This is a genomic window from Pseudomonas fluorescens (genome assembly GCF_902497855.1).
GTDB classification, from domain to species: Bacteria; Pseudomonadota; Gammaproteobacteria; order Pseudomonadales; family Pseudomonadaceae; genus Aquipseudomonas; species Aquipseudomonas fluorescens_BI.
In genome coordinates, this window is the sequence record NZ_CABVHU010000011.1 from 57,313 (window position 1) to 81,267 (window position 23,955).

General features: G+C 60.6%; 19 protein-coding genes. All 19 read left to right on the plus strand.

Going from position 1 to position 23,955, the window contains the following annotated elements; all coding sequences use genetic code 11:
- The first annotated feature begins 39 nt into the window (after positions 1-39).
- The 19 genes from flgG (at position 40) to fliI (ending at position 23,953) form a co-directional block, all read left to right on the plus strand.
- Positions 40-825: a flagellar basal-body rod protein FlgG gene (flgG, locus tag F8N96_RS21350; protein ID WP_128871735.1), complete on the plus strand. Its 786-nt coding sequence runs from the start codon at positions 40-42 to the stop codon at positions 823-825.
- 52 nt (positions 826-877) lie between these two features.
- Positions 878-1,573 (plus strand): flagellar basal body L-ring protein FlgH, encoded by a 696-nt coding sequence (gene flgH / locus F8N96_RS21355; RefSeq protein ID WP_138968644.1) that lies wholly within the window; start codon positions 878-880, stop codon positions 1,571-1,573.
- A 42-nt stretch (positions 1,574-1,615) separates the two neighbouring features.
- The gene (locus tag F8N96_RS21360; protein ID WP_191627522.1) at positions 1,616-2,689 is read left to right on the plus strand and encodes a flagellar basal body P-ring protein FlgI; all 1,074 of its coding nucleotides are present in this window, start codon (positions 1,616-1,618) and stop codon (positions 2,687-2,689) included.
- A gap of 11 nt (positions 2,690-2,700) precedes the next feature.
- Positions 2,701-4,011, plus strand: a complete 1,311-nt coding sequence (flgJ, locus tag F8N96_RS21365) for a flagellar assembly peptidoglycan hydrolase FlgJ (protein WP_150799509.1) — start codon at positions 2,701-2,703, stop codon at positions 4,009-4,011.
- A 17-nt stretch (positions 4,012-4,028) separates the two neighbouring features.
- Positions 4,029-6,098 (plus strand): flagellar hook-associated protein FlgK, encoded by a 2,070-nt coding sequence (flgK, locus tag F8N96_RS21370; RefSeq protein WP_191635379.1) that lies wholly within the window; start codon positions 4,029-4,031, stop codon positions 6,096-6,098.
- 14 nt (positions 6,099-6,112) lie between these two features.
- Positions 6,113-7,714: a flagellar hook-associated protein 3 gene (locus F8N96_RS21375; protein WP_150799511.1), complete on the plus strand. Its 1,602-nt coding sequence runs from the start codon at positions 6,113-6,115 to the stop codon at positions 7,712-7,714.
- A gap of 479 nt (positions 7,715-8,193) precedes the next feature.
- Positions 8,194-9,120 carry a ketoacyl-ACP synthase III gene (locus F8N96_RS21385; protein ID WP_150799512.1) on the plus strand — a complete coding sequence of 309 codons (927 nt, stop codon included), beginning with the start codon at positions 8,194-8,196 and terminating at the stop codon, positions 9,118-9,120.
- Between the two features lie 240 nt (positions 9,121-9,360).
- Complete coding sequence (locus F8N96_RS21390) at positions 9,361-11,394, plus strand: flagellin (RefSeq protein WP_150799513.1); 2,034 nt, start codon at positions 9,361-9,363, stop codon at positions 11,392-11,394.
- Positions 11,395-11,548: 154 nt separating this feature from the next.
- Positions 11,549-12,907, plus strand: coding sequence for a flagellar filament capping protein FliD (gene fliD, locus F8N96_RS21395; protein ID WP_150799514.1), 1,359 nt, complete (start codon positions 11,549-11,551; stop codon positions 12,905-12,907).
- Between the two features lie 96 nt (positions 12,908-13,003).
- Complete coding sequence (fliS, locus tag F8N96_RS21400; RefSeq protein ID WP_150799515.1) at positions 13,004-13,402, plus strand: flagellar export chaperone FliS; 399 nt, start codon at positions 13,004-13,006, stop codon at positions 13,400-13,402.
- 15 nt (positions 13,403-13,417) lie between these two features.
- Positions 13,418-13,714: a flagellar protein FliT gene (gene fliT, locus F8N96_RS21405; RefSeq protein ID WP_128871728.1), complete on the plus strand. Its 297-nt coding sequence runs from the start codon at positions 13,418-13,420 to the stop codon at positions 13,712-13,714.
- 170 nt (positions 13,715-13,884) lie between these two features.
- Positions 13,885-15,360, plus strand: a complete 1,476-nt coding sequence (locus F8N96_RS21410) for a sigma-54 dependent transcriptional regulator (RefSeq protein ID WP_150799516.1) — start codon at positions 13,885-13,887, stop codon at positions 15,358-15,360.
- Between the two features lie 300 nt (positions 15,361-15,660).
- Positions 15,661-16,863, plus strand: a complete 1,203-nt coding sequence (locus F8N96_RS21415; RefSeq protein ID WP_191635381.1) for a sensor histidine kinase — start codon at positions 15,661-15,663, stop codon at positions 16,861-16,863.
- A gap of 5 nt (positions 16,864-16,868) precedes the next feature.
- Positions 16,869-18,254: a sigma-54-dependent response regulator transcription factor FleR gene (fleR, locus tag F8N96_RS21420; RefSeq protein WP_150799664.1), complete on the plus strand. Its 1,386-nt coding sequence runs from the start codon at positions 16,869-16,871 to the stop codon at positions 18,252-18,254.
- A 401-nt stretch (positions 18,255-18,655) separates the two neighbouring features.
- Positions 18,656-18,985, plus strand: a complete 330-nt coding sequence (gene fliE, locus F8N96_RS21425; RefSeq protein ID WP_064679115.1) for a flagellar hook-basal body complex protein FliE — start codon at positions 18,656-18,658, stop codon at positions 18,983-18,985.
- Between the two features lie 15 nt (positions 18,986-19,000).
- Positions 19,001-20,788 carry a flagellar basal-body MS-ring/collar protein FliF gene (fliF, locus tag F8N96_RS21430; RefSeq protein ID WP_150799518.1) on the plus strand — a complete coding sequence of 596 codons (1,788 nt, stop codon included), beginning with the start codon at positions 19,001-19,003 and terminating at the stop codon, positions 20,786-20,788.
- Positions 20,781-21,797: a flagellar motor switch protein FliG gene (gene fliG / locus F8N96_RS21435; protein ID WP_150799519.1), complete on the plus strand. Its 1,017-nt coding sequence runs from the start codon at positions 20,781-20,783 to the stop codon at positions 21,795-21,797. Before fliF ends, fliG begins: the two co-directional genes overlap by 8 nt.
- A gap of 7 nt (positions 21,798-21,804) precedes the next feature.
- Positions 21,805-22,605, plus strand: coding sequence for a flagellar assembly protein FliH (gene fliH / locus F8N96_RS21440; RefSeq protein ID WP_150799520.1), 801 nt, complete (start codon positions 21,805-21,807; stop codon positions 22,603-22,605).
- A complete protein-coding gene (fliI, locus tag F8N96_RS21445; RefSeq protein WP_150799521.1) occupies positions 22,595-23,953 on the plus strand; it encodes a flagellar protein export ATPase FliI in 1,359 nt (452 codons plus the stop codon). The genes fliH and fliI overlap by 11 nt, the downstream gene beginning before the upstream one ends.
- Positions 23,954-23,955: the final 2 nt, after the last annotated feature.

A 23,955-nucleotide genomic window follows, 5' to 3' on the forward strand; every position in this document is an offset into this window, starting at 1 on the left:
GAACGTCGCGCCGTAAAACAGGCGCACGAGGAGAATCGAATGCTTCCGGCTCTATGGGTTGCCAAAACAGGCCTGTCCGCCCAGGACACCAACCTGACGACCATTTCCAACAACCTGGCCAACGTCTCGACCACGGGTTTCAAACGTGACCGCGCCGAGTTCCAGGACTTGCTCTACCAGATCAAGCGCCAGCCGGGCGCCCAGTCGACCCAGGACAGCGAACTGCCGTCGGGACTGCAAGTGGGTACCGGTGTGCGCATCGTCGGCACCCAGAAAAACTTCACCGCCGGCAGCCTGCAGACCACCGAGCAACCGTTGGACATGGCCATCGACGGCCGAGGTTTCTTCCAGATCCTGCAGCCGGACGGCACCACGTCCTACACCCGTGACGGCACCTTCCACCTCGACTCCAACGGCCAGATCGTCAACGCCAGCGGCTTCGCCCTGGAACCGGCGATTGTCATCCCCAACGACGCCCAGACCTTCACGGTCGGTCGCGACGGCACCGTGTCCATCACCGTGGCCGGCAACCCGGCCGCCCAGGTGATCGGCAACTTGCAAACCGCCGACTTCATCAACCCGGCCGGCCTGCAGGCCGTGGGCAACAACCTGTTCCTGGAAACCGCCGCCAGCGGCGCGCCGCAAGTCGGCACCCCGGGCCTGGCCGGTTTCGGCACCACGCTGCAGAACACCCTGGAAACCTCCAACGTCAGCACCGTTGAAGAGATGGTCAACATGATCACCACTCAACGCGCCTACGAGATGAACTCCAAGGTGATTTCCACCGCCGACCAGATGCTCTCGTTCGTCACGCAGAATCTGTAATCAAGTCCATGGGGCGGCCACGAGGTCGCCGGCAACACCGTGAGGTAGGGTCATGAATCGCTTTGTATCTGTCCTGGCACTGAGTGGGATCACCGCGCTCGCGGGTTGTGTCGCCCCTCCGCCCAAGCCCAATGACCCTTACTACGCCCCGGTGTTGCCGCGCACGCCGCTGCCGGCGGCGGCCAACAACGGCTCGATCTACCAGGCCGGTTTCGAGCAGAACCTGTACAGCGACCGCAAGGCGTTCCGGGTCGGCGACATCATCACCATCACCCTGAACGAGCGCACCCAGGCCAGCAAGAACGCCAATTCGCAAACCGCCAAGAACAGCAAGACCGACATCGGCCTGAGCTCGTTTTTCGGCGGCGGCCTGAGCACCAACGACCCGGTGGGCAGCGGTAACCTGAGCCTCGACGTCGGTTACGCCGGTGATCGCGCAACCAAGGGAGACAGCAAGTCCGGCCAGAGCAACAGCCTGACCGGTTCGATCACGGTGACCGTCGCCGACGTCTTGCCCAACGGCATCATCGCCGTGCGCGGCGAGAAGTGGCTGACCCTCAACACCGGCGACGAGCTGGTGCGGATTGCCGGCCTGGTGCGCGCCGATGACATCGCCACTGACAACACCGTGTCCTCGACCCGGGTCGCCGACGCGCGCATCACCTACTCGGGCACCGGTGCCTTTGCCGATGCGAGTCAGCCAGGCTGGTTCGACCGGTTCTTCCTCAGCCCGCTGTTCCCTTTCTAGGTGGCCACGTTGAATTTGAGAAGCCTCATCGTTGCGGCCTTGATGGTGTGTGCAGCGTCCAGCGCCCAGGCCGAGCGGCTGAAAGACATCGCCAGCATTTCCGGGGTGCGTTCCAACCAATTGATCGGCTACGGCCTGGTGGTCGGGCTTAACGGTACCGGCGACCAGACGACCCAGACCCCGTTCACCCTGCAGACCTTCAACAACATGCTCTCGCAGTTCGGCATCAAGGTGCCGCCGGGTTCGGGCAACGTGCAATTGAAAAACGTCGCGGCCGTGTCCATCAGTGCCGACTTGCCGGCGTTCGCCAAGCCGGGCCAGCAGATCGACATTACCGTGTCCTCCATCGGCAACTCCAAGAGCCTGCGCGGCGGCACCTTGCTGCTGACCCCGCTCAAGGGCATCGACGGCAACGTCTACGCGATCGCCCAGGGCAACCTGGTGGTCGGCGGCTTCGATGCCGAAGGTCGCGACGGTTCCAAGATCACCGTCAACGTGCCCTCGGCCGGGCGCATCCCCGGTGGGGCCTCGGTCGAGCGTTCGGTGCCGAGCGGGTTCAACCAGGGCAACAGCCTGACCCTGAACCTCAACCGTTCGGACTTCACCACCGCCAAGCGCATCGTCGACAAGATCAACGACCTGCTCGGCCCCGGCGTCGCCCAGGCCATCGACGGCGGCTCGATCCGGGTCAGCGCGCCGCTCGATCCAAGCCAGCGCGTCGACTACCTGTCGATCCTCGAGAACCTCGAAGTCGACCCGGGCCAGGCGGTGGCGAAAGTCATCATCAACTCCCGCACCGGCACCATCGTGATCGGCCAGAACGTCAGGGTGTCCCCGGCCGCCGTGACCCACGGCAGCCTGACCGTGACCATCACCGAAGACCCGATCGTCAGCCAGCCCGGCCCCCTGTCCAACGGGCAGACGGCGGTCGTGCCGCGCTCGCGGGTCAACGCCCAGCAGGAAGCCAAGCCAATGTTCAAGTTCGGTCCGGGCACCACCCTCGACGAAATCGTCCGGGCAGTGAACCAGGTCGGCGCCGCGCCGGGTGACCTGATGGCCATCCTCGAAGCGCTGAAACAGGCCGGCGCCTTGCAAGCCGACTTGATCGTGATCTGAGGATGACGACCATGGACATGCGCAAGGGATTGGGCGTCAGCAGCAGCGACTCGGGGTCCTATTCCGACCTCAATCGCCTGAACCAGCTCAAGGTCGGCGACAAGAACAACGACGGCAACCTGCGCAAGGTCGCGCAGGAATTCGAGTCGCTGTTCCTCGGGGAAATGCTCAAATCCATGCGCTCGGCCACCGACGCGCTGGGCCAGGACAACCCGCTCAACACCCCGGCGGCCAAGCAGTACCAGGAAATGTATGACCAGCAACTGGCCGTATCCATGTCCCGCGAAGGCGGCGGCATCGGCCTGGCGGACGTGCTGATGCGGCAGATGGCGAAGAACAAACCGCTGGCGCCGGGCGAGGCGGCTGCCGCGTCCGCCGCCAAGCAGGCTGCCGCCAAAGCCGCGGTGGAAACACCGATCGCCGCCGGCACGACCGCCACTCACGGGCCACTGTCGCGCCTCAATGGCGAGCGGCCGCTGTGGGCGTCGCGCTCGGTACAGTCGGCATCGAGCGCGGGCGAGGGCGCGCATCACAACGACATGGCCCTGATCAACCAGCGGCGCCTGGCCCTGCCACCGAAACTGGCCGACCGCTTGCTCGCCGGGCTGGTGCCATCAGCGTCGACCAAGACGTCGACCACCGCGCCGTCCGCTACCACCGCGCTGCACAAGATCCAGGCGCCGCCAGGCACCCCAACCGGCGCCGGCCCCCTGTACAACGGCGACTGGCTGACCGCACAAACCGATAGCACCGCCAGCGGGCGCCTGCAGGTCCATGGCCGTGCCATGGCGCAAATCCCCCTCGCGCCGGCGAAAAAGGCCTTCAGCTCCGCCGACGACTTCGTCAACACCATGCTGCCCATGGCCAAGGAAGCCGCCGACCGCATTGGCGTCGATCCCCGTTACCTGGTGGCCCAGGCCGCCCTGGAAACCGGCTGGGGCAAATCGGTCATGCGCGCCCAGGACGGCAGCAGCAGCCACAACCTGTTCGGCATCAAGGCCGGCAGCAGCTGGCAGGGCGACTCGGCGCGGGCGATCACCAGCGAATTCAGAAATGGCGAAATGGTCAAGGAAACGGCGCAATTCCGTTCCTACGCCTCCTACAAGGACAGCTTCCATGACCTGGTGACCTTGCTGCAATCGAACAATCGTTATCAAGACGTCGTGAAATCCGCCGATAACCCGGAACAATTTGTGCGCGAGTTGCAGAAGGCCGGTTACGCCACCGACCCGGACTACGCCAGCAAGATTTCGCAGATAGCCAGGCAGATGACCCGTTACCAGAACTACGCTGCGGCGGGCGTTTCCACCACGCCTTTATAGGCATAAGGGTCTGAATCATGAGTTTGCTCAATATCGGGATGTCGGGTCTGAACGCCAGCCAGGTGTCGTTGGCGACCGTCGGCAACAACATTGCCAACGCCAACACCGCCGGCTATTCACGCCAGCAAACCATTCAGAGCAGTAATACTTCGCACCTCAATGGCGGGGTGTTTATCGGCAGCGGTACGACCCTGGCCGATGTGCGTCGGGTCTATAACGCTTACCTCGACAGCCAGCTGCAAACCTCCACCTCGCTGAGTAACGATGCCAACGCCTACCTCGAGCAGGTAAGCCCGCTGGACAAGCTGTTCTCCGACAAGACCACGGGGATCAGTGCGGTACTGAGCAGCTTCTTTGCCTCGGTGCAGACCTCTGCCGGTGCACCGAGCGACAACGCTGCGCGGCAGTTGCTGCTGACCAATGCGCAAACGCTGAGCAACCGCTTCAACGCCCTGGCGTCGCAGATGCAGCAGCAGAACGAAGGCATCAACAGTCAGTTGACCACCATGACCGACAAGGTCAACCAACTGACGTCGTCGATCGCCGCGTTGAACCAGCAAATTTCCCAGGCCAGCAACTCGACCGGCAGTGGTCCCAGCAACTTGCTCGATGCGCGCAATGAAGCTGTGCGCACACTCAATGAATTGGTCGGTGTCAATGTCCAGGAGTACAACGGCAGCTACAACGTTTCCCTGGGAACGGGGCAGTCGCTGGTGATGGGCAACACGGCCAATACACTCTCGACCGTCAGAAGCGGGATCGACAAGAATCAGCTGAATATCCAGGTCAACTCGCCGTCGTCGGTCAGTGACGTGACGTCGGTGATCAGCGGCGGCAAGATCGGTGGGTTGTTGCGCTATCGCAGTGACGTGTTGATCCCGGCACAGAACGAGTTGGGTCGAGTCGCGCTGGTGGCAGCAGATAGCATCAACTCGCAACTGGGGCAGGGCCTGGATGCCAATGGCCAGTTCGGCGCGTCGCTGTTTTCCAGCATCAACAGTGCAGCCGCGATCAGTCAGCGCAGCCTGGCTTCGTCAGGCAACGACCCCAAGTCCGGCAACCTTGATGTGACCATCGTCACCAGCGGCAACCTGACGATCTACGACTATCAGGTTACCTTTACGAGCGATAAAGCCTACAACGTGGTGCGCTCCGATGGAACAGCAATGGGCAGCTTCAGTCTTGACGATGACCCGGCCAAGGAAATCGACGGATTTTTGCTAAACCTGCACGTACCCATCGACGCAAATGAACCCGTTAAAGGCGTGGCCAAGGGCGATAGCTTCAGGATCATCCCGACACGCAACGCCGCCAGCGTCATTACCACGACCATGACTGATGCCAACAGGCTGGCCTTTGCTGGCGCGATCACGGCCACCACTGGCACCGGCAACAAGGGCACGGGCGCCATCGCCCAGCCGACGCTGAGCAGCACCCTGGATATCTACGATACCGGTCTGGCAGAAAGCCAGTCGTTCATCAAGGACGCTTTGCCCGTCAGGCTGGTGTTTGGAGCGGTCACTAATGGCACCCAGACTTACACCGTGTATGACGCCAGTGGCAAAGATATCGGCAGCAGCGGCAGTTTCGTGCCCGGCCAATCAAAAGAACTGGCCATTAACGTGAAAATGCTCGATGAGAAGGGCGACCCGATTCTCGACGCGAACGGCGACCCCAAGCATTTCGAATTCAAAACCACCGTGTCCGGCTCTCCTGCCAATGGCGACAGCTTCACCGTGGCGTTCAACGTCGATGGCAAGTCGGATAATCGCAACGCTCAATCGCTGCTGGAGCTGCAGACCAAGGCCACGGTCGGTGTCAGTGACGGCAACGCCGGCATGAGCATGGGCACCGCTTACAGCAAACTGGTGGGACAGGTCGGCGCCAAGGCCAGCCAGGCCCTGGGCGACAGCACGGCGAGCGGTGCGATTCTGGCCCGGGCCAAGTCCGAAGTCGCCTCGGTGTCCCAGGTCAACCTCGACGATGAGGCCGCCGACCTGGTCAAGTTCCAGCAGTACTACACCGCGTCGTCGCAGATTATCAAGGCCGCGCAAGAAATCTTCAGCACGCTGATCAACAGTCTTTAAGGGAGTATTCGACGATGCGAATTTCTACAGCCCAGTACTTTGAGACGAGTGCGGCCAAGTACCAGAATAACTTCTCCTCGATCGTCAAGACTCAGGAGCAGATCACCTCGGGTGTGCGCATTCAAAGTGCCGGGGATGATCCTGTGGGCGCGTCGCAGTTGCTGATGTTGCAACAGCAGAAGGCGATGCTGGGGCAGTACAGCAGCAACATGGGCAGTATCAAGAGTTCGCTGGCCACCCAGGAAAGTGTGCTGGATAGCGTCAACACCGCGCTGCAGCGTGCGCGCGAGTTGGCGCTCCAGGCGGGTAATGGTGGCTACAGCGATGCCGATCGAAAAACCATTGCCAACGAGATAGGCGAGATTGAAGCGCAAGTATTGGGCTTGCTCAACAGCAAGGACGCGTCGGGCAACTACATGTTCGCCGGCTCGAAAACCTCGACACCGCCTTATGTGCGCAACAACGACGGCACCTACGCCTATCAGGGTGATGACACCCGGTTGAACCTTCAGGTGTCGGACACTTTGTCCATTGCCACCAGCGATACGGGTAAAAACATCCTCGAGTCGGCGACCAACTCGGGGCGCACCCAGGCGATTGCTGATCCGTCGAAGCCTAATGACGGTACCGTTTCAGTGTCCGCTGGGTTGATGAAATCGAATGCGGCCTACACCAACGAGTTTGCGGCTGGAGAACCCTACAAACTGACGTTTGTAGATAGCACTCATTACACTATCTTGGACAAGGATGATAACGATGTGACGTCCAAGGTGACGGATAATGGCGTATTCGATTCGAAAAAAGAAGGTGGCTCGACCATCAGCCTGTTGGGAGTAGAGTTCGACATCACCTTGCGACTCAAGGCGCCTGTCGATCCTGCGACCGCCCTGCCAATGACGCCTGACCAAGAGGTCAAGGGTTACACTTTCTCGTTGGGTACCAAACCTGACAGCTTCAACGCATCACGGACACCGAGCAACGATTCGACGGCTCAGATCACCAAGTCCGGCGTTCTGGACCAAGCACAAGCACGCGACGACTACGTCAAAGGATTTCCCAACAGTGGTGTGGTCATCAAGTTCACCGATGCCACCAACTACAAAGTCTATGCCCAGCCTATGGGGGCAGACAGCAAGCCGATTGGCGAGGGTGGCCTGACTGCCGGCTCGCTCACGTTCGCGGGCGTGAAGTTTGATTTTACCGGCGACCCGCAAGCGCAGGATCAGTTTGTGGTGGGGGCCAGCAACCACCAGACGCAAAGTGCACTGGATACCTTGAGTCAGTTACGCCAGGCGCTGGAAACACCGTCCGATGGCAACGTTCAGGCACAGATCAAGCTGAAGGACACGATAGCGGCGTCAATCAGCAACCTGTCCAATGCCAGTGAGCAGGTCGATAACGTTCGAGGCTCGATCGGTGCGCGCTTGAACGCCATTGATATCCAGAGCGCCGAGAATGTCAGCCAGGGCTTGAGCAACACCAGCACCCAGGCGGCGATCGGTGATACGGATGTCGCCACGGCGTCCATCGAACTGGCCTTCCAGCAATCGCTGCTGCAGGCATCGCAGCTGGCGTTCGTGAAAATCGCCCAGTTGAGTCTGTTCAACAAGCTTTGATCCATGCCCGGTAGCCGGCACGCTCTCGCGGGGGGGGGGGCGCGCTTCCCGCTTCTTTCTGTAGGAGCAAGCTTGCTCGCGATGGTCTCAAAGGCGACGCGTTTATCCAGGATAAACGCGTTATCGTTAACGACCATCGTCGGAACGCCGCCCGGAGCAAGCTCGCTCCTACAACGGCAATCTCGCTGGCCCTTTTTTCCATTCGTCGCTGGTTTCTGCCCTCCGCTCGGCAGCTGATCGCCTGTTTCCGCCTGGATGTTTGGCACAAGGCACGCATAATGCGTGACCTGCGAGTCATAATGAGCATCTTCACTGTATTGTGTCAGAAAGGATGGGCAGGGGGCTGACCCTTGTCGGACGTGTTTTCAGGGTTCCTGAAGCGTCTGCACCGTATTTTTTCCCTCGGTGAAATCCAGTATTTTCAGTACCTCTCGGTCTGCGAGCGGTGATCTCCAGCTATTTAGTATTGGGAAGCCACAATGATTGGCATAAAAAGCATTGCCAGCTACGTGCCAGCGAGTGGGCTGGATAATTATGCTCAGGGCGCGAAATTCGAGAAGGATGAAGAGTTCATCCTGGGGAAAATCGGGTCGGCGTTCCTGCCGCGCAAGGACGCTGCGCAGGAAACCTCCGACCTGTGTGTCGAGGCAGCCAATGCCTTGTTCGCGAATAATCCGCAACTCGATCGTCAATCCATCGACGTGCTGATCGTCGTCACCCAGAACGGCGACGAAGAAGGCCTGCCCCACACCTCCGCCATCGTCCAGGACAAGCTGGGCCTGTCGACCAACGTCGCGGCCTTCGACATCTCCCTGGGCTGCTCCGGCTACGTCTACGGCATCTACGCCATCAAGGGCTTCATGGAAGCCGCCGGCCTGAAGAACGGCCTGCTGATCACCGCCGACCCGTATTCGAAGATCGTCGACCCGGAAGACCGCAACACCACCATGCTGTTCGGCGACGCCGCCACCGCCACCTGGATGAGTGAAGACGCGGTCTGGCAGCTGGGCAAGGCCAAGTTCGGCACCGACGGCTCCGGCGCGCCTCACTTGAAGGTGACGGACGGGGTGTTCTATATGAACGGGCGGCAGGTGTTCAACTTTGCCTTGCTCAAGGTGCCGGCGCATTTGCACGAGTTGCTCAACGAGTCGGGCCTGACCTCCCAGGACGTTGATGCGTTCTGCATTCACCAGGGCAGTGCGGCGATTGTCGATGCCGTGGCGCGGCGTTTTGAAAGTGAGCCGGAGAAGTTCATCAAGGACATGGTCGAGACCGGCAACACCGTGTCTTCGAGTATTCCGCTGCTGCTGGAAAAACACATGTTCGATTCCAGCTGGAAGCGGGTGGCGATCAGTGGTTTTGGTGTGGGCCTCTCCTGGGGTTCGGCGATTATCCACCGCCCTTGATCCGCGAATAACGGCTACAACGAAACGCCCATGACCGAAAGGTCATGGGCGTTTTTGCGTTTGGGGCAGGGTGATGTAAGGCATTGAATCTAAAGAAGTGGCACGGTGCTAGTAAATATTTCGAAAAAAGCCCTCAAGCAAATTGCGTTCACGACGATAACCCTTACGAAGGTTCTCTAGGCCACACCCGGCGGTTGCCAGGGCCGGAAGCCGCAGCATCCAACCAATGAGGATTTCGTAATGTCCATGTCAGTAAATACCAACCTCACCTCCCTGACCGTCCAAAAGAACCTGAACAATGCCGGCGATAAGCTGAGCAACTCGATGACCCGTCTGTCTTCCGGCCTGAAAATCAACAGCGCCAAAGACGATGCGGCTGGCATGCAGATCGCCAACCGTCTGACCTCCCAGGTTAAAGGCATGAGCGTGGCGATCGCCAACGCCAACAACGGCACCTCGATTGCACAGACCGCTGAAGGCGCGATGCAAGAGTCGACCAACATTCTGCAACGTCTGCGTGAACTGGCCCTGCAGTCCGCGAACAGTGACAAAAGCGACGCTGACCGTTCCGCCCTGCAGCAAGAATTTACAGCGAAAACCGGTGAATTGACCCGTATCGCCCAAACAACTACTTTCGGTGGCCGTAACCTGCTGGACGGCTCGTTCCAAAATCAGGCGTTCCAGATCGGCTCTGATGCCAACCAGACGATCTCGTTTGGCATGAGCGATATCAGCGCTACGGGTTTGAAGGGTTCTTTCAGTGAAGCCTCTGTGGGTGGGGCGGCGATGAAAAACCTGGAAGCCACTTCCGTGGGGGCTGTGCTGACAAATGCAAGTAGTGTCACGACCACCTCGACCTTCGCTACTACAACGGGTACAGCTGTTGGTACTCTAACGACTGGTGGCGGGGCCTCGGTGATGACTGCAGCAGATGCCATTACTATTAATGGTCAACCCGTTGCTGTCACAGCTGCGATGAAGGGTACTGCGCTTGCTGCTGCTATCACTGCTGCCGATTCTACGGTTACGGCAAGCTTTAATGATGCGACCGGTGAAATGACGCTTACGTCAGCGTCAGATATCGTCATCGCTGGTGCTGACGTCGCTAAAGCAGGTCTGAGCGCGACTACAATTACAGCTTCAGCTACAGCTACAGGCGCAGCTGTTTCTACTCTAACGACCGGTGGTACTGCCTCTACCCTAACTGCAGCAGACGAAATTACCATCAACGGTAACAAAGTTGCTGTGACAGCGGGTATGAAAGGTGCTGCTCTTGCCGCGGCGATCACTGCTGCGGACACGTCCGTGACAGCTGCATTTAACAACACCACTGGCGTCATGACGCTTACTTCGTCGGCAGCGATCGCCGTTGGCGGTGCTGACGCAGCTAAAGCAGGTCTTATCGATACAGGGCTTCAAGCTACGACTGCTGCTTCAGGCACCCCCAAAAATGGCACCTCCTTTATGGGAGGGGACGGGTCCATTTCCATTAATGGTAAGGCTGTTGCCTGGACTGCGGACGAGACTGTCGATCAGGTGTTGGGGAAAATGAGCGCTGTAGACGGGATTAAGTCTGCGACCATCAGTGCTGAAGGACGTGTTGAGCTTAAGTCTACAGACGGTAACGACGTTAAGTTGGCCAATGCTGCTGGCGGCTCGCTGGCTAAGCTGGGTCTGTCGGCAGGTACTTCTCAGGCCAAGCTGACTGCTGATACATCGATCGAATTGAACGGCGTTGAAGTCAAGTTCAAGAAGGGTGACACCGCCGATTCCATCGTATCGTCGATCAACAGCGCCAGCACCGGTGTAACAGCCAGCAAAAACGGTGACGGCACTTTGAAATTGTTCTCTAACAAGGACATCACCATCAAGGACGGCAGCGCGGGTACAGGTTTAGAGGCTTTGGGTCTGACGCCGGCAACTGGCAGTACTGGCACAACTGCAGCAACCACTGTAGAAACCACCGTTTCCGACCTGAGCGTTCTAACTGCCGCTGACTCCCAGCGTACCGTCCAGGCTCTGGCCGACGCGATCCAACAGATCGACACCCAACGTTCCGCTCTGGGTGCCGTTCAAAACCGTTTGACCAGCACCGTGGCCAACCTGCAAAGCATCACCGAGAACTCCACTGCTGCACTGGGTCGGGTTCAGGATACTGACTTCGCTTCCGAAGCCGCTGAACTGACCAAGCAACAAACCCTGCAACAGGCATCCACTGCGATCCTGTCCCAGGCTAACCAGCTGCCATCCGCTGTGATGAAACTGCTTCAGTAATTTCAGCGCTTGGTTGAGAACAGAAGGGCGCGTTTACGTGCCCTTTTGTTTTTCCGGCTTTCAGCGTTTGAAGGTGGCACGGATTGTGATGCTGTCTGCCGCATCGGCCTTGCTCGCCAATAAAGCAGCAGCCACCGGCTAAGGAGAATTACAGATGGCCAGTTCAACCATTACGGGTGTCGGTTCAGGTTTCGATACCGTCGGGATTGTGACTGCCTTGGTGAATGCTGAAAAAGCACCCAAGCAAAGCCAGATTACCAAACTGCAAACCAGTACCACGACTCAGTTGTCGGCGGTGGGTACGGTAAAAGTCGCGCTCGAAAGCTATCGTACGGCGATTGCAAAACTTAACAGCGAGTCCAGCTTTAACGGTTTGGCCGCTTCGACTTCTGACGAAAAAATTTCTAAAGTCACAATTGATGACAAGGCTTCCAGCGGCAAGTACGCGCTGGACGTCACTCAATTGGCGACGTCTTCCAAAATCACCAGCAAGGTGTTTGAAGGTAGCTCGGCGGTTGTTAACTCGAGCGAAAAAGACGCGACCCTGACCATCTCGCAGTCCGATAACGACTACAACGTCGCGATCCCGGCGGGTGCGACCATGCAGCAGACCCGTGACGCGATCAACACGCAGCTGCAATCCAAAGGCATCAGTGCCAACGTCCTGACCGACGCCAATGGCTCACGCCTGGTGATCAGCTCGCAGACCACGGGCAAGGGCACCGACATTACCATCAGCGGTGACTCTGAGTTGTCGACCGGGTATAGCGCCGGTAAACCGCCGGTTAATGCCGAATACACCATCGATGGCATCGCCATGGAATCGTCGAGCAACAAAGTCACGTCGGCCATCAGTGGCGTGAGCCTTGAGTTGATTGACACCAAGGCCTCGACCATCACCGTGGCCTCCAACACCGGCACCCTGAAAACCTCGGTTCAGTCGTTTGTGACGGCGTACAACGCGCTGCTGACCTCGATCAACACCCAGACCAAAGTCACGGCGACGGGTGATGCGGCGACTACCACCTCGGGCGCGCTGACCGGCGATGCTTCCATGCGCCAGTTGGTCAACGGTATTCGCAACGAACTGCTGCAAAACACCAGTGGGTCGAGCATCGGCAACTTGTCGCAAATGGGCATCAGCACCGACCAGAAAACCGGGTTGCTGACCCTGGATGACAAAAAATGGGACGCCGCGGTGGCGACACCTAACGGTGCACTTGAGATTTCCAAGGTGTTTACCGGTGACGCCGGTCTGGTGGCGCGCATGACCAAAGCCACGGCTGCCTACGTTGGCACCTCGGGCCTGCTGGCATCGCGTGCCTCGGACTTGAACGCCAAGCTGACCGACCTGACCACTGAGCAGGGCGACCTGGATCGCCGTATGGAATCCTTGAAAAGCACCCTGAGCGCCAAATACACGGCGATGGACACCTTGATCGCGCAGATGAATGCCAGCAGCTCCAGCATCATGACCACGCTCAACTCTTTGAATAACCCTAAAGACGACTGATTTGGCTCAATCTCGTGGCTAAAGTTTTTCGCGCCACCGTCGACATAGAGAGCATGTCCCAGTCATTTTGCCTGTCATCTGTAATGAGGTAGAAACATGAACCCGATGCGCGCCCTTCGCCAGTATCAGAAGGTTAACTCCCACGCTCAGATCTCTGAAGCCAGCCCCCATCGCCTGATTCAAATGCTGATGGAAGGCGGTCTGGATCGCATGGCGCAGGCCAAAGGTGCGATCAGTCGTGGTGATCTCGCGCAGAAGGCACTGTTGATTACCAAGGCTATCGACATCATCACCGGCTTGCGTCAGGGCCTGGATGAAGAAAAGACTGAAGACAAGGCCGCCTTGCAGCAGCTGGACAGCCTGTACGAATACATGACTGTGCGTTTGACCCTGGCCAACGCGCAAAACGACCCTGAAATCATCGACGAAGTGGCCCGCCTGCTGATCACGGTTAAAAGCGGCTGGGATGCAATTGCGGATCAACAAGTCGGCTAGTTTGAGGATGACGCCATGAGTCAAGCACTGCAACGGATTGAACAAACCCGCGAAGCCCTGATCGATGCGCTGGCCGAGCGTAATTGGGATGCGATCGGCGAGCTGGATATGGCGTGTCGTGCATGCGTCGACGAGGTGCTCACCGAAGCGCCAATCGACGAAGCGGCGGTGCGGACCAACCTTGAAAGCCTGCTGGCGGTCTACAAGGATTTATTGACGGTGACGATGGGCGAACGCCAGTCGATAGTCGACGAAATGTCCCAGATGACCCAAGCGAAGAACGCGGCAAAGGTTTACCATCTGTTCGGTTGAAAAACCGACTAGTCCAAATTGTACTGCGCCATAAATTTGACTGTGTACGGTTTTTTGACTTAACTAGTGGCTGTTTCCAGATTTCAGGCGACTACAGGCTTTTCGGTCTGCGAGCGTCTGGCTTGCCCACTCATTTCGGGCACCGGGTTGACTAGGGAAGTAGCTATTGCATGTGGCGTGAAACCAAAATTCTGCTGATCGATGACGATAGCGTTCGCCGCCGGGATCTGGCGGTGATTTTGAATTTTCTTGGCGAAGAAAATCTACCCTGCGGCAGCCATGACTGGCAGCAGGCGGTCGGCTCGTTGTCGTCAAGTCGAGAAGTCATCTGTGTCCTCATCGGCACGGTCAGTGCGCCTGGCGCACTTCTGGGCTTGTTAAAGACACTCTCGACCTGGGATGAGTTCCTTCCGGTGTTGTTGATGGGCGATAATTTTTCCGGTGACCTGCCGGAAGACTTGCGTCGTCGCGTGTTGTCGACCCTGGAAATGCCCCCCAGCTACAGCAAATTGCTCGACTCGTTGCACCGTGCCCAGGTCTATCGCGAGATGTATGACCAGGCGCGCGAGCGCGGTCGTCATCGCGAGCCCAATCTTTTTCGCAGTCTGGTCGGCACCAGCCGGGCGATTCAGCACGTGCGGCAGATGATGCAGCAGGTTGCCGACACCGATGCCAGCGTGCTGATTCTTGGTGAATCCGGCACCGGCAAGGAAGTGGTCGCGCGCAACCTGCACTACCACTCCAAGCGCCGTGACGCGCCGTTCGTGCCGGTCAATTGCGGGGCGATTCCGGCCGAGTTGCTGGAAAGCGAATTGTTCGGGCATGAGAAGGGCGCCTTTACCGGGGCGATCACCAGTCGGGCCGGGCGTTTTGAACTGGCCAACGGCGGCACGCTGTTCCTTGATGAAATCGGTGACATGCCGCTGCCGATGCAGGTCAAGCTGTTGCGGGTGTTGCAGGAGCGCACCTTCGAGCGCGTGGGCAGCAACAAGACTCAGAGCGTCGATGTACGCATTATCGCGGCGACCCACAAGAATCTCGAAAGCATGATCGAGATCGGCTCGTTCCGTGAAGATTTGTATTACCGCCTGAACGTGTTCCCGATTGAAATGGCGCCGCTGCGCGAGCGTGTCGAGGACATTCCGCTGCTGATGAACGAGTTGATCTCGCGCATGGAGCATGAGAAGCGCGGTTCGATCCGTTTCAATTCCGCGGCGATCATGTCGCTGTGCCGACATGGTTGGCCGGGTAACGTCCGTGAGCTGGCCAACTTGGTGGAGCGCATGGCGATCATGCATCCGTACGGGGTGATCGGCGTGGTCGAGTTGCCGAAGAAATTCCGCTACGTGGACGATGAAGACGAGCAACTGGTCGACAGCCTGCGCAGTGATCTTGAAGAGCGGGTGGCCATCAACGGGCATACCCCGGACTTCAGCGCCAGCGCCCTGCTGCCGCCGGAAGGCCTGGACCTGAAGGACTACCTGGGTGGCCTGGAACAGGGGCTGATTCAGCAGGCGCTGGATGATGCCAATGGCATCGTCGCGCGCGCCGCGGAACGCCTGCGTATTCGTCGCACCACCCTGGTGGAGAAGATGCGCAAGTACGGCATGAGCCGGCGTGAGGGTGATGAACAGGCGGAGGATTGACGCCTGTTTTGCCCCCCTGTAGGAGCTGGCTTGCCAGCGAAAGCGGTATGTCAGTCAACACATGTATTGGCCGATAAACCGCTTTCGCTGGCAAGCCAGCTCCTACACGTGCGCGATGCAGCCGCCGGTTTATGTATCGCCTGACACGCCGCCTTCGCAGCGGTGCGGCGATCGGACAAGCCAGCTCCTACAGTTTCCTTAACTGTTTTCAGGCACGGGTATTGCTACAGCCCTCGCAACGTTCCGTTTATCTGACGGTCGAGCCCAGCGAGTGAGCACACGATGCCCCAAGCCGCCCAGATGTCTCCTGTCCCTGACGCTTCGGGGCTCCCGTCCGTAGAGCAGGCAAGCCGGCTTGGCCTTGAGCAGTCGTTTGCACTGTTTAACCAGATGTCGAGCCAATTGACCGACTCCTACAGCATGCTCGAAGCCCGGGTCACCGAGCTCAAGGGTGAGCTGGAAGTGGTCAGCGCCCAGCGCCTGCAGGAACTGGCGGAAAAAGAACGCCTGGCCAACCGCCTGCAAAACCTCCTCGACCTGTTGCCCGGCGGCGTCATCGTGATCGATGCCCAGGGCATCGTGCGCGAAGCCAACCCGGCGGCCTGTGAGCTGCTGGGGCTGCCCCTCGAAGGCGAGTTGTGGCGGCATGTGATTGCCCGGTGCTTCGCGCCCCGGGAGGACGATGGCCATGAAGTGTCCCTCAAGGATGGCCGGCGCCTGTCGATCGCCACGCGCTCGCTGGATGCCGAGCCGGGGCAGTTGGTGTTGCTCAACGACCTGACTGAAACCCGGCACCTGCAGGATCAACTGGCGCGCCATGAGCGGCTGTCGTCCCTGGGGCGCATGGTCGCCTCGCTGGCCCATCAGATTCGCACGCCGTTGTCCGCGGCCTTGCTCTATGCCAGTCATTTGACTGAGCAAACGCTGCCGGTCGAGACCCAGCAACGGTTTGCCGGGCGCCTCAAGGAGCGTTTGCATGAACTCGAGCACCAGGTGCGCGACATGCTGGTGTTCGCCCGCGGCGAGCTGCCGCTGACCGATCGCATCACGCCGAAGATGCTGTTGCAGGCGCTGCAGGCGGCGGCGCTGACCCAGGTGCAGGGTTTGCCGATCCGCTGGCAGTGCGACAGCCATGCGGGCGAGCTGCTGTGCAATCGCGACACCCTGGTGGGCGCGCTGCTGAATCTGATCGAGAACGCGATTCAGGCCAGTGCCGGTGATGTGCGTTTGAAGGTCCATTTCTATACCCGCGATGACAGCTTGCGCGTCGTGGTCAGTGACAGCGGCAGTGGCATCGACAGCCAGGTGCTGGCCCGTCTGGGTGAACCGTTTTTTACTACCAAAACCACCGGTACCGGTCTCGGCCTGACCGTGGTCAAGGCGGTGGCGCGGGCTCATCAGGGCGAATTGCAGCTGCGCTCGCGGCTGGGTCGTGGAACCTGCGCGTTGGTGAGCCTGCCGCTGTTTTCGGCTGACAAGCCGGGCGTGCGGGGAGCGCAATGACCAACATGGCGATCAAGGTGTTGCTGGTCGAGGACGACCGCGCGTTGCGCGAAGCCTTGGCGGATACGCTGATGCTCGGCGGTCACGCTTACACCGCGGTGGGTTCGGCGGAGGAGGCGCTGGCTGCCGTCAGTGTCGAGGCGTTCAATCTGGTGCTCAGCGACGTCAACATGCCGGGCATGGATGGCCATCAATTGCTCGGCTTGCTGCGGGCGCGTCAGCCGCAATTGCCGGTGTTGTTGATGACGGCCCACGGCGCGGTAGAGCGGGCGGTCGATGCGATGCGTCAGGGCGCGGCGGATTACCTGGTCAAGCCGTTCGAACCCAGGACCTTGCTCGATCTGGTGGCGCGGCATGCGCTTGGCAGTCTCGGTGCGAGCGAGGGCGAAGGGCCGATCGCGTTCGAGCCGGCCAGTGCGCAATTGCTGGAATTGGCCGCGCGGGTCGCGCGCAGTGATTCCACGGTGCTGATCTCCGGTGAGTCCGGGACCGGCAAGGAAGTGCTGGCGCGGTACATCCACCAGCACTCCCGGCGTGCCAGTCAGCCGTTTATTGCGATCAACTGTGCAGCGATTCCGGACAATATGCTCGAGGCCACGCTGTTCGGTCATGAGAAGGGCGCGTTCACCGGTGCCATCGCGGCGCAGGCCGGCAAGTTCGAGCAGGCGGATGGCGGGACCATCCTGCTCGACGAAATTTCCGAAATGCCCCTGGGTCTGCAGGCCAAGCTGTTGCGGGTGTTGCAGGAGCGGGAGGTGGAGCGGGTGGGTGCGCGCAAGCCGATCATTCTGGATATTCGGGTGCTCGCCACCACCAACCGTGACCTGGCCGCTGAAGTGGCGGCGGGGCGGTTCCGTGAGGACCTGTACTATCGGTTGTCAGTGTTTCCGCTGGCCTGGCGTCCGTTGCGCGAACGCACTGCGGATATCCTGCCGCTGGCCGAGCGTTTGCTGGCCAAGCACGTGCACAAGATGAAGCATGCCGCGGCACGCCTGTCGCCCGAGGCGCAGGCGTGCCTGATCGGTTATCCATGGCCCGGCAATGTGCGCGAGCTGGATAACGCGATTCAGCGGGCGCTGATTTTGCAGCAGGGCGGTTTGATTCAACCTCAGGATTTCTGCCTGACCGGGCCGGTGGCCTGTGCGCCGTTGCCGGCCCTGGCGCCTGCTGCGGTGCGTGTGGTTGAGGTTGAAGCCGAATCTGCCGGGGCTTTGGGCGATGATCTGCGGCGCCGTGAGTTCCAGATGATCATCGACACCCTGCGCGCCGAGCGTGGGCGGCGCAAAGAGGCGGCGGAACGCTTGGGGATCAGCCCGCGGACCTTGCGTTACAAGCTGGCGCAGATGCGCGATGCGGGGATGGATGTGGAAGCCTGCCTGTTCGCGACCTGATCCAGCAGGTCGCAACACGACCCCCTGTAGGAGCTGGCTTGCCAGCGAAGACGGTCTATCAGCCAATACATGTGTCGCCTGACACGCCGCCTTCGCTGGCAAGCCAGCTCCTACAGGGGTGGCGGTGTGTCAGCCTGTTTGTGTGTCGCCTGACACGCCGCCTTCGCTGGCAAGCCAGCTCCTACAGGGGTGGCGGTGTGTCAGCCTGTTTGTGTGTCGCCTGACACGCCGCCTTCGCTGCGGTGCGGCGATCCGACAAGCCAGCTCCCACAATGGTTTTTGCAGTGAGCCCACAAGGGCTTTTGTTTTTCAGGGCCATGGAGCTGGCACCCTTGTTGCTAACACCTGACTACCCGCCGAGTGAGCGTCAAAAAATTGCGGGTCGCCAGAGAGAGTAGACGATGAGCCAAGGTATTGAATTCAATCGGTTGATGCTGGACATGCGGGCCATGCAAATGGATGCCATGTCTGCGCCGAAACCGACGGCTGCCGTCCCGCAACTGCCGGGCAGCAGCTTTGCCGACATGCTCGGTCAGGCCGTCAATAAAGTGAACGAAACCCAGCAGGCTTCCAGCCAGTTGTCCACGGCGTTCGAGATCGGCAAAAGCGGTGTCGATCTGACCGACGTGATGATTGCCAAGGAAAAAGCCGGTGTGTCGTTCCAGGCGATCACCCAAGTCCGTAACAAGCTGGTCCAGGCTTATCAAGACATCATGCAGATGCCGGTTTAAGGACGGTATCGAGTCATGGCAGATGCAGGCGCTGATCACGTTCCGGCCAAGGCCACGCCGATAGGCGGCAAACCGCCGCTGTTCGGCTTGTCCTTCCTGGAAAATCTCTCCGAGATGACCATGCTGCGTCAGGTAGGCCTGTTGGTCGGTCTGGCGGCGAGCGTGGCGATTGGCTTCGCGGTGGTGTTGTGGTCCCAGCAACCGGACTACCGGCCCCTGTACGGCAGCCTCGCCGGGATGGACGCCAAGCAGGTCATGGATACCCTGGCGGCCGCCGATATCGCCTACTCCGTCGAGCCCAATTCCGGCGCCTTGCTGGTCAAGGCCGAAGACCTGTCCCGCGCGCGCCTCAAGCTCGCGGGCGCTGGTGTCACTCCCAGCGACGGCAATATCGGTTTTGAAATCCTCGACAAGGACCAGGGCCTGGGCACCAGCCAGTTCATGGAAGCGACCCGCTATCGGCGCGGCCTGGAAGGCGAACTGGCACGGACCATCTCCAGCCTGAACAACGTCAAGGGTGCCCGCGTGCACCTGGCCATTCCGAAAAGCTCGGTGTTCGTGCGCGATGAGCGCAAGCCCAGCGCGTCGGTGCTGATCGAGCTGTATGCCGGCCGTTCCCTGGAACCTGGCCAGGTGCTGGCGATCATCAATCTGGTCGCCAGCAGTGTGCCGGAGCTGAGCAAATCCCAGGTCACCGTGGTCGATCAGAAGGGCAACCTGCTGTCGGATCAGGCGGAAAACTCCGAGCTGACCATGGCCGGCAAGCAATTCGACTACAGCCGCCGCATGGAAAGCATGCTCACCCAGCGCGTGCATAACATCCTGCAACCGGTGCTGGGCAACGATCGCTACAAAGCCGAAGTTTCGGCCGATGTGGATTTCAGTGCCGTCGAGTCGACCTCCGAGCAGTTCAACCCGGACCAGCCGGCGTTGCGCAGCGAACAATCGGTGAACGAACAACGCACCACCAGCAATGGCCCGCAAGGCGTGCCGGGTGCCCTGAGCAACCAGCCGCCCTCGCCGGCGTCCGCGCCTGCAACCACCGGTGGCGGCACCGCGTCGGCCGGCATGGTCCAGCCTGGCCAGCCGTTGCTGGACGCCAACGGTCAGCAAATCATGGACCCGGCCACCGGCCAGCCGATGCTCGCCCCGTACCCGGCGGACAAACGTTCCCAGTCCACTAAAAACTTTGAGCTCGACCGCTCCATCAGCCATACCAGGCAGCAGCAGGGTCGGTTGAATCGCCTGTCGGTGTCGGTGGTGGTGGACGATCAGGTCAGGATCAACCCGGCCAACGGTGAAACCACCCGTGCGCCATGGACCGCCGATGAGTTGTCGCGCTTCACCCGCCTGGTGCAGGACGCCGTCGGGTTCGACGCCAGCCGTGGCGACAGCGTCAGCGTGATCAACATGCCTTTTTCCACCGAGCGCGGTGAAGTGATCGCCGATGCGCCGTTCTACTCCCAGCCGTGGTTCTGGGATGTGATCAAGCAAGGGCTGGGCATCCTGTTCATCCTGGTGCTGGTGTTCGGTGTGCTGCGTCCGGTGCTCAACAACATCACCACTGGCGGCAAAGGCAAGCGTCTCGCCACTATCGGCAACGATGTCGAGCTGGGGGTCATGGGCGGCCTGGATGGCGAGCTGGCCAACGATCGCGTCAGCCTTGGCGGCCCGACCAGCATCCTGTTGCCGAGCCCGAGCGAAGGCTATGACGCCCAGTTGAATGCAATCAAGAGCCTGGTGGCAGAAGACCCGGGTCGTGTGGCCCAGGTCGTGAAAGAGTGGATTAACGCCGATGAATGATAGAGCCGCTGCCGCCAAACTGTCCAAGGTCGACAAAGCCGCGATCCTGCTGCTGTCCCTGGGCTCCACCGACGCCGCCCAGGTGTTGCGCCACATGGGCCCGAAAGAGGTGCAGCGGGTGGGCGTGGCCATGGCGCAGATGGGCAACGTGCACCGCGAGCAGGTCGAGCAGGTGATGAGCGAGTTCGTCGACATCGTCGGCGACCAGACCGGCCTGGGCGTCGGCTCCGACGACTATGTGCGCAAAATGCTGACCCAGGCCCTGGGCGAAGAAAAGGCCAACGGCCTGATCGACCGCATCCTGCTGGGCGGCAACACCAGCGGCCTCGACAGCCTGAAGTGGATGGAACCGCGCGCCGTCGCCGACGTGATCCGTTATGAGCACCCGCAGATCCAGGCGATCGTGGTCGCCTATCTCGACCCGGACCAGGCCGGTGAGGTGCTGGGCAACTTCGACCACAAGGTGCGCCTCGACATTATCTTGCGGGTGTCCGCGCTCAACACCGTGCAACCCGCCGCCCTGAAAGAACTCAACCAGATTCTCGAGAAGCAGTTCTCCGGCGCCTCGAACGCCTCGCGTACCAACCTGGGGGGCATCAAGCGCGCGGCCGACATCATGAACTTCCTCGACAGCTCGGTCGAAGGCCAGTTGATGGACTCGATCCGCGAAGTCGACGAAGACCTGTCCGGGCGGATCGAAGACCTGATGTTCGTGTTCAACAACCTGGCCGATGTCGACGACCGCGGGATTCAGGCGCTGCTGCGCGAAGTGTCCTCCGATGTGCTGGTGCTGGCCCTTAAGGGGGCGGACGAAAACGTCAAGGAAAAGATCTTCAAGAACATGTCCAAGCGCGCGGCCGAACTGTTGCGCGACGACCTCGAGGCCAAGGGCCCGGTGCGCGTCAGCGACGTGGAAACCGCGCAGAAAGAAGTCCTCACCATTGCCCGCCGTATGGCCGAAGCCGGAGAAATCGTTCTCGGCGGGAAGGGCGGCGAAGAGATGATCTGACCTCGCTATGGCAACCGAACATGATGAGTCCCAGTCCGACCTGATCCGAGCCAAGGACGTCAAGGGCGTCGATATCTGGTCGTTGCCCAGTTTCGATCCCTACGTCCCCGAACCCGAGCCGGAGCCGGAACCCGAGCCGCCGCCCATGCAGGAAGTGCCGCTGGAAGAAGTCCAGCCGCTGACCCTCGAAGAGCTCGAAAGCATTCGCCAGGAAGCCTACAACGAAGGCTTTGCCACCGGCGAACGGGAGGGCTTTCACAGCACCACGCTCAAGGTCCGCCAGGAAGCCGAAGCGGCGCTGACGGCGAAGCTTGCCGCGCTGGAAAAGCTGATGGGCCACCTGCTGGAACCCATTGCCGAGCAGGACATCGAGATCGAGCAGTCCCTGGTCCACCTCGTGCAGCACATCACCCGCCAGGTGATCCAGCGCGAACTGGCCATCGACTCGACACAGCTCGAACACGTCATGCGCGATGCCCTCAAGCTGTTGCCGTTGGGCGTGGGCAACGTGCGCCTGTACATCAACCCGCAGGATTTCGCCCAGGTCAAAGCTCTGCGTGAGCGTCATGAAGAAACCTGGCGCATCGTCGAGGACGAGGCATTGTTGCCGGGAGGGTGCCGGGTCGAGACCGAGCACAGTCGCATTGACGCTTCGATTGAAACCCGGGTTGCGCAGGTGATGGACAAGCTGTTCGATCAACTGCACGAACAGGCGCGGCACCCGGCTGCGCCGGACCTGAGCCTGGAACTGCCGATGGGCAATACAGCGCCAACCGCCCCCGTACCGGATGTGCCCGATGCGCCTTGACCGCACCAGCTTCGCCAAGCGCCTGGGCAGTTACGCCGAGGCCACCACGCTGGCCGGCGCGCCGATCCTCGAAGGCCGCCTGCTGCGTATGGTCGGCCTGACCCTCGAAGCCGAAGGCTTGCGCGCCGCCATGGGCAGCCGCTGCATGGTGATCAACGACGACAGTTACCACCCGGTGCAGGTCGAAGCCGAAGTCATGGGCTTCTCTGGCAACAAAGTCTTTCTGATGCCGGTCGGCAGCGTCGCCGGGATCGCCCCCGGTGCGCGCGTGGTGCCGCTGGCGGATACCGGGCGCCTGCCGATGGGCATGAGCATGCTCGGGCGGGTGCTCGACGGCGCCGGTCGGGCGCTGGACGGCAAGGGCGGGATGAAGGCCGAAGACTGGGTGCCGATGGACGGCCCGACCATCAACCCGCTCAAGCGCCACCCGATCAGCGAGCCGCTGGACGTGGGTATTCGGTGCATCAACGGCTTGCTGACGGTCGGTCGCGGCCAGCGCCTCGGGTTGTTCGCCGGTACGGGCGTGGGCAAGAGTGTGCTGCTGGGCATGATGACCCGCTTCACCGAGGCCGACATCATCGTGGTCGGGCTGATCGGCGAGCGCGGTCGTGAGGTCAAGGAGTTCATCGAGCACATCCTCGGGGAAGAAGGCCTCAAGCGTTCGGTGGTGGTGGCATCGCCCGCGGACGACGCGCCGCTGATGCGTCTGCGCGCGGCCATGTACTGCACGCGCATCGCCGAATATTTCCGCGACAAGGGCAAGAACGTGCTGTTGCTCATGGATTCCCTGACCCGATTCGCCCAGGCCCAGCGGGAAATCGCCCTGGCCATCGGCGAACCGCCCGCGACCAAGGGGTATCCGCCGTCGGTGTTCGCCAAGTTACCGAAACTGGTGGAGCGGGCCGGCAATGCCGAGAAGGGCGGCGGTTCGATCACCGCGTTCTACACCGTGTTGTCCGAAGGCGACGACCAGCAGGACCCGATAGCCGACTCGGCCCGGGGCGTGCTCGACGGGCACATCGTGCTGTCCCGGCGCCTGGCGGAGGAAGGTCACTACCCGGCAATCGATATCGAAGCCTCCATCAGCCGGGTCATGCCGTCGGTGGTGTCAAAGGAACACATGGCTCGGGCCCAGTACTTCAAGCAATTGTGGTCGCGTTATCAGCAAAGTCGCGACCTGATCAGCGTCGGCGCCTACGTCGCCGGCGGTGACCGGGAAACCGACCTGGCGATTGCCCTGCAGCCGCAGTTGGTCAAATACCAGCGCCAGGGCCTGAACGACAGCATCAGCCTGGGTGAAAGCGAAGCCTACCTGGGTACGATCTTCGCCCCCGCGGCCGGCGGCTAACC

What these genes read in the sequence shown, in the direction of transcription:
- flgG (WP_128871735.1), top strand. Translation starts at nt 40, where the DNA reads ATGCTTCCGGCTCTATGGGTTGCCAAAACAGGCCTGTCCGCCCAGGAC.
- flgH (WP_138968644.1), top strand. Translation starts at nt 878, where the DNA reads ATGAATCGCTTTGTATCTGTCCTGGCACTGAGTGGGATCACCGCGCTC.
- F8N96_RS21360 (WP_191627522.1), top strand. Translation starts at nt 1,616, where the DNA reads ATGGTGTGTGCAGCGTCCAGCGCCCAGGCCGAGCGGCTGAAAGACATC.
- flgJ (WP_150799509.1), top strand. Translation starts at nt 2,701, where the DNA reads ATGGACATGCGCAAGGGATTGGGCGTCAGCAGCAGCGACTCGGGGTCC.
- flgK (WP_191635379.1), top strand. Translation starts at nt 4,029, where the DNA reads ATGAGTTTGCTCAATATCGGGATGTCGGGTCTGAACGCCAGCCAGGTG.
- F8N96_RS21375 (WP_150799511.1), top strand. Translation starts at nt 6,113, where the DNA reads ATGCGAATTTCTACAGCCCAGTACTTTGAGACGAGTGCGGCCAAGTAC.
- F8N96_RS21385 (WP_150799512.1), top strand. Translation starts at nt 8,194, where the DNA reads ATGATTGGCATAAAAAGCATTGCCAGCTACGTGCCAGCGAGTGGGCTG.
- F8N96_RS21390 (WP_150799513.1), top strand. Translation starts at nt 9,361, where the DNA reads ATGTCCATGTCAGTAAATACCAACCTCACCTCCCTGACCGTCCAAAAG.
- fliD (WP_150799514.1), top strand. Translation starts at nt 11,549, where the DNA reads ATGGCCAGTTCAACCATTACGGGTGTCGGTTCAGGTTTCGATACCGTC.
- fliS (WP_150799515.1), top strand. Translation starts at nt 13,004, where the DNA reads ATGAACCCGATGCGCGCCCTTCGCCAGTATCAGAAGGTTAACTCCCAC.
- fliT (WP_128871728.1), top strand. Translation starts at nt 13,418, where the DNA reads ATGAGTCAAGCACTGCAACGGATTGAACAAACCCGCGAAGCCCTGATC.
- F8N96_RS21410 (WP_150799516.1), top strand. Translation starts at nt 13,885, where the DNA reads ATGTGGCGTGAAACCAAAATTCTGCTGATCGATGACGATAGCGTTCGC.
- F8N96_RS21415 (WP_191635381.1), top strand. Translation starts at nt 15,661, where the DNA reads ATGTCTCCTGTCCCTGACGCTTCGGGGCTCCCGTCCGTAGAGCAGGCA.
- fleR (WP_150799664.1), top strand. Translation starts at nt 16,869, where the DNA reads ATGGCGATCAAGGTGTTGCTGGTCGAGGACGACCGCGCGTTGCGCGAA.
- fliE (WP_064679115.1), top strand. Translation starts at nt 18,656, where the DNA reads ATGAGCCAAGGTATTGAATTCAATCGGTTGATGCTGGACATGCGGGCC.
- fliF (WP_150799518.1), top strand. Translation starts at nt 19,001, where the DNA reads ATGGCAGATGCAGGCGCTGATCACGTTCCGGCCAAGGCCACGCCGATA.
- fliG (WP_150799519.1), top strand. Translation starts at nt 20,781, where the DNA reads ATGAATGATAGAGCCGCTGCCGCCAAACTGTCCAAGGTCGACAAAGCC.
- fliH (WP_150799520.1), top strand. Translation starts at nt 21,805, where the DNA reads ATGGCAACCGAACATGATGAGTCCCAGTCCGACCTGATCCGAGCCAAG.
- fliI (WP_150799521.1), top strand. Translation starts at nt 22,595, where the DNA reads ATGCGCCTTGACCGCACCAGCTTCGCCAAGCGCCTGGGCAGTTACGCC.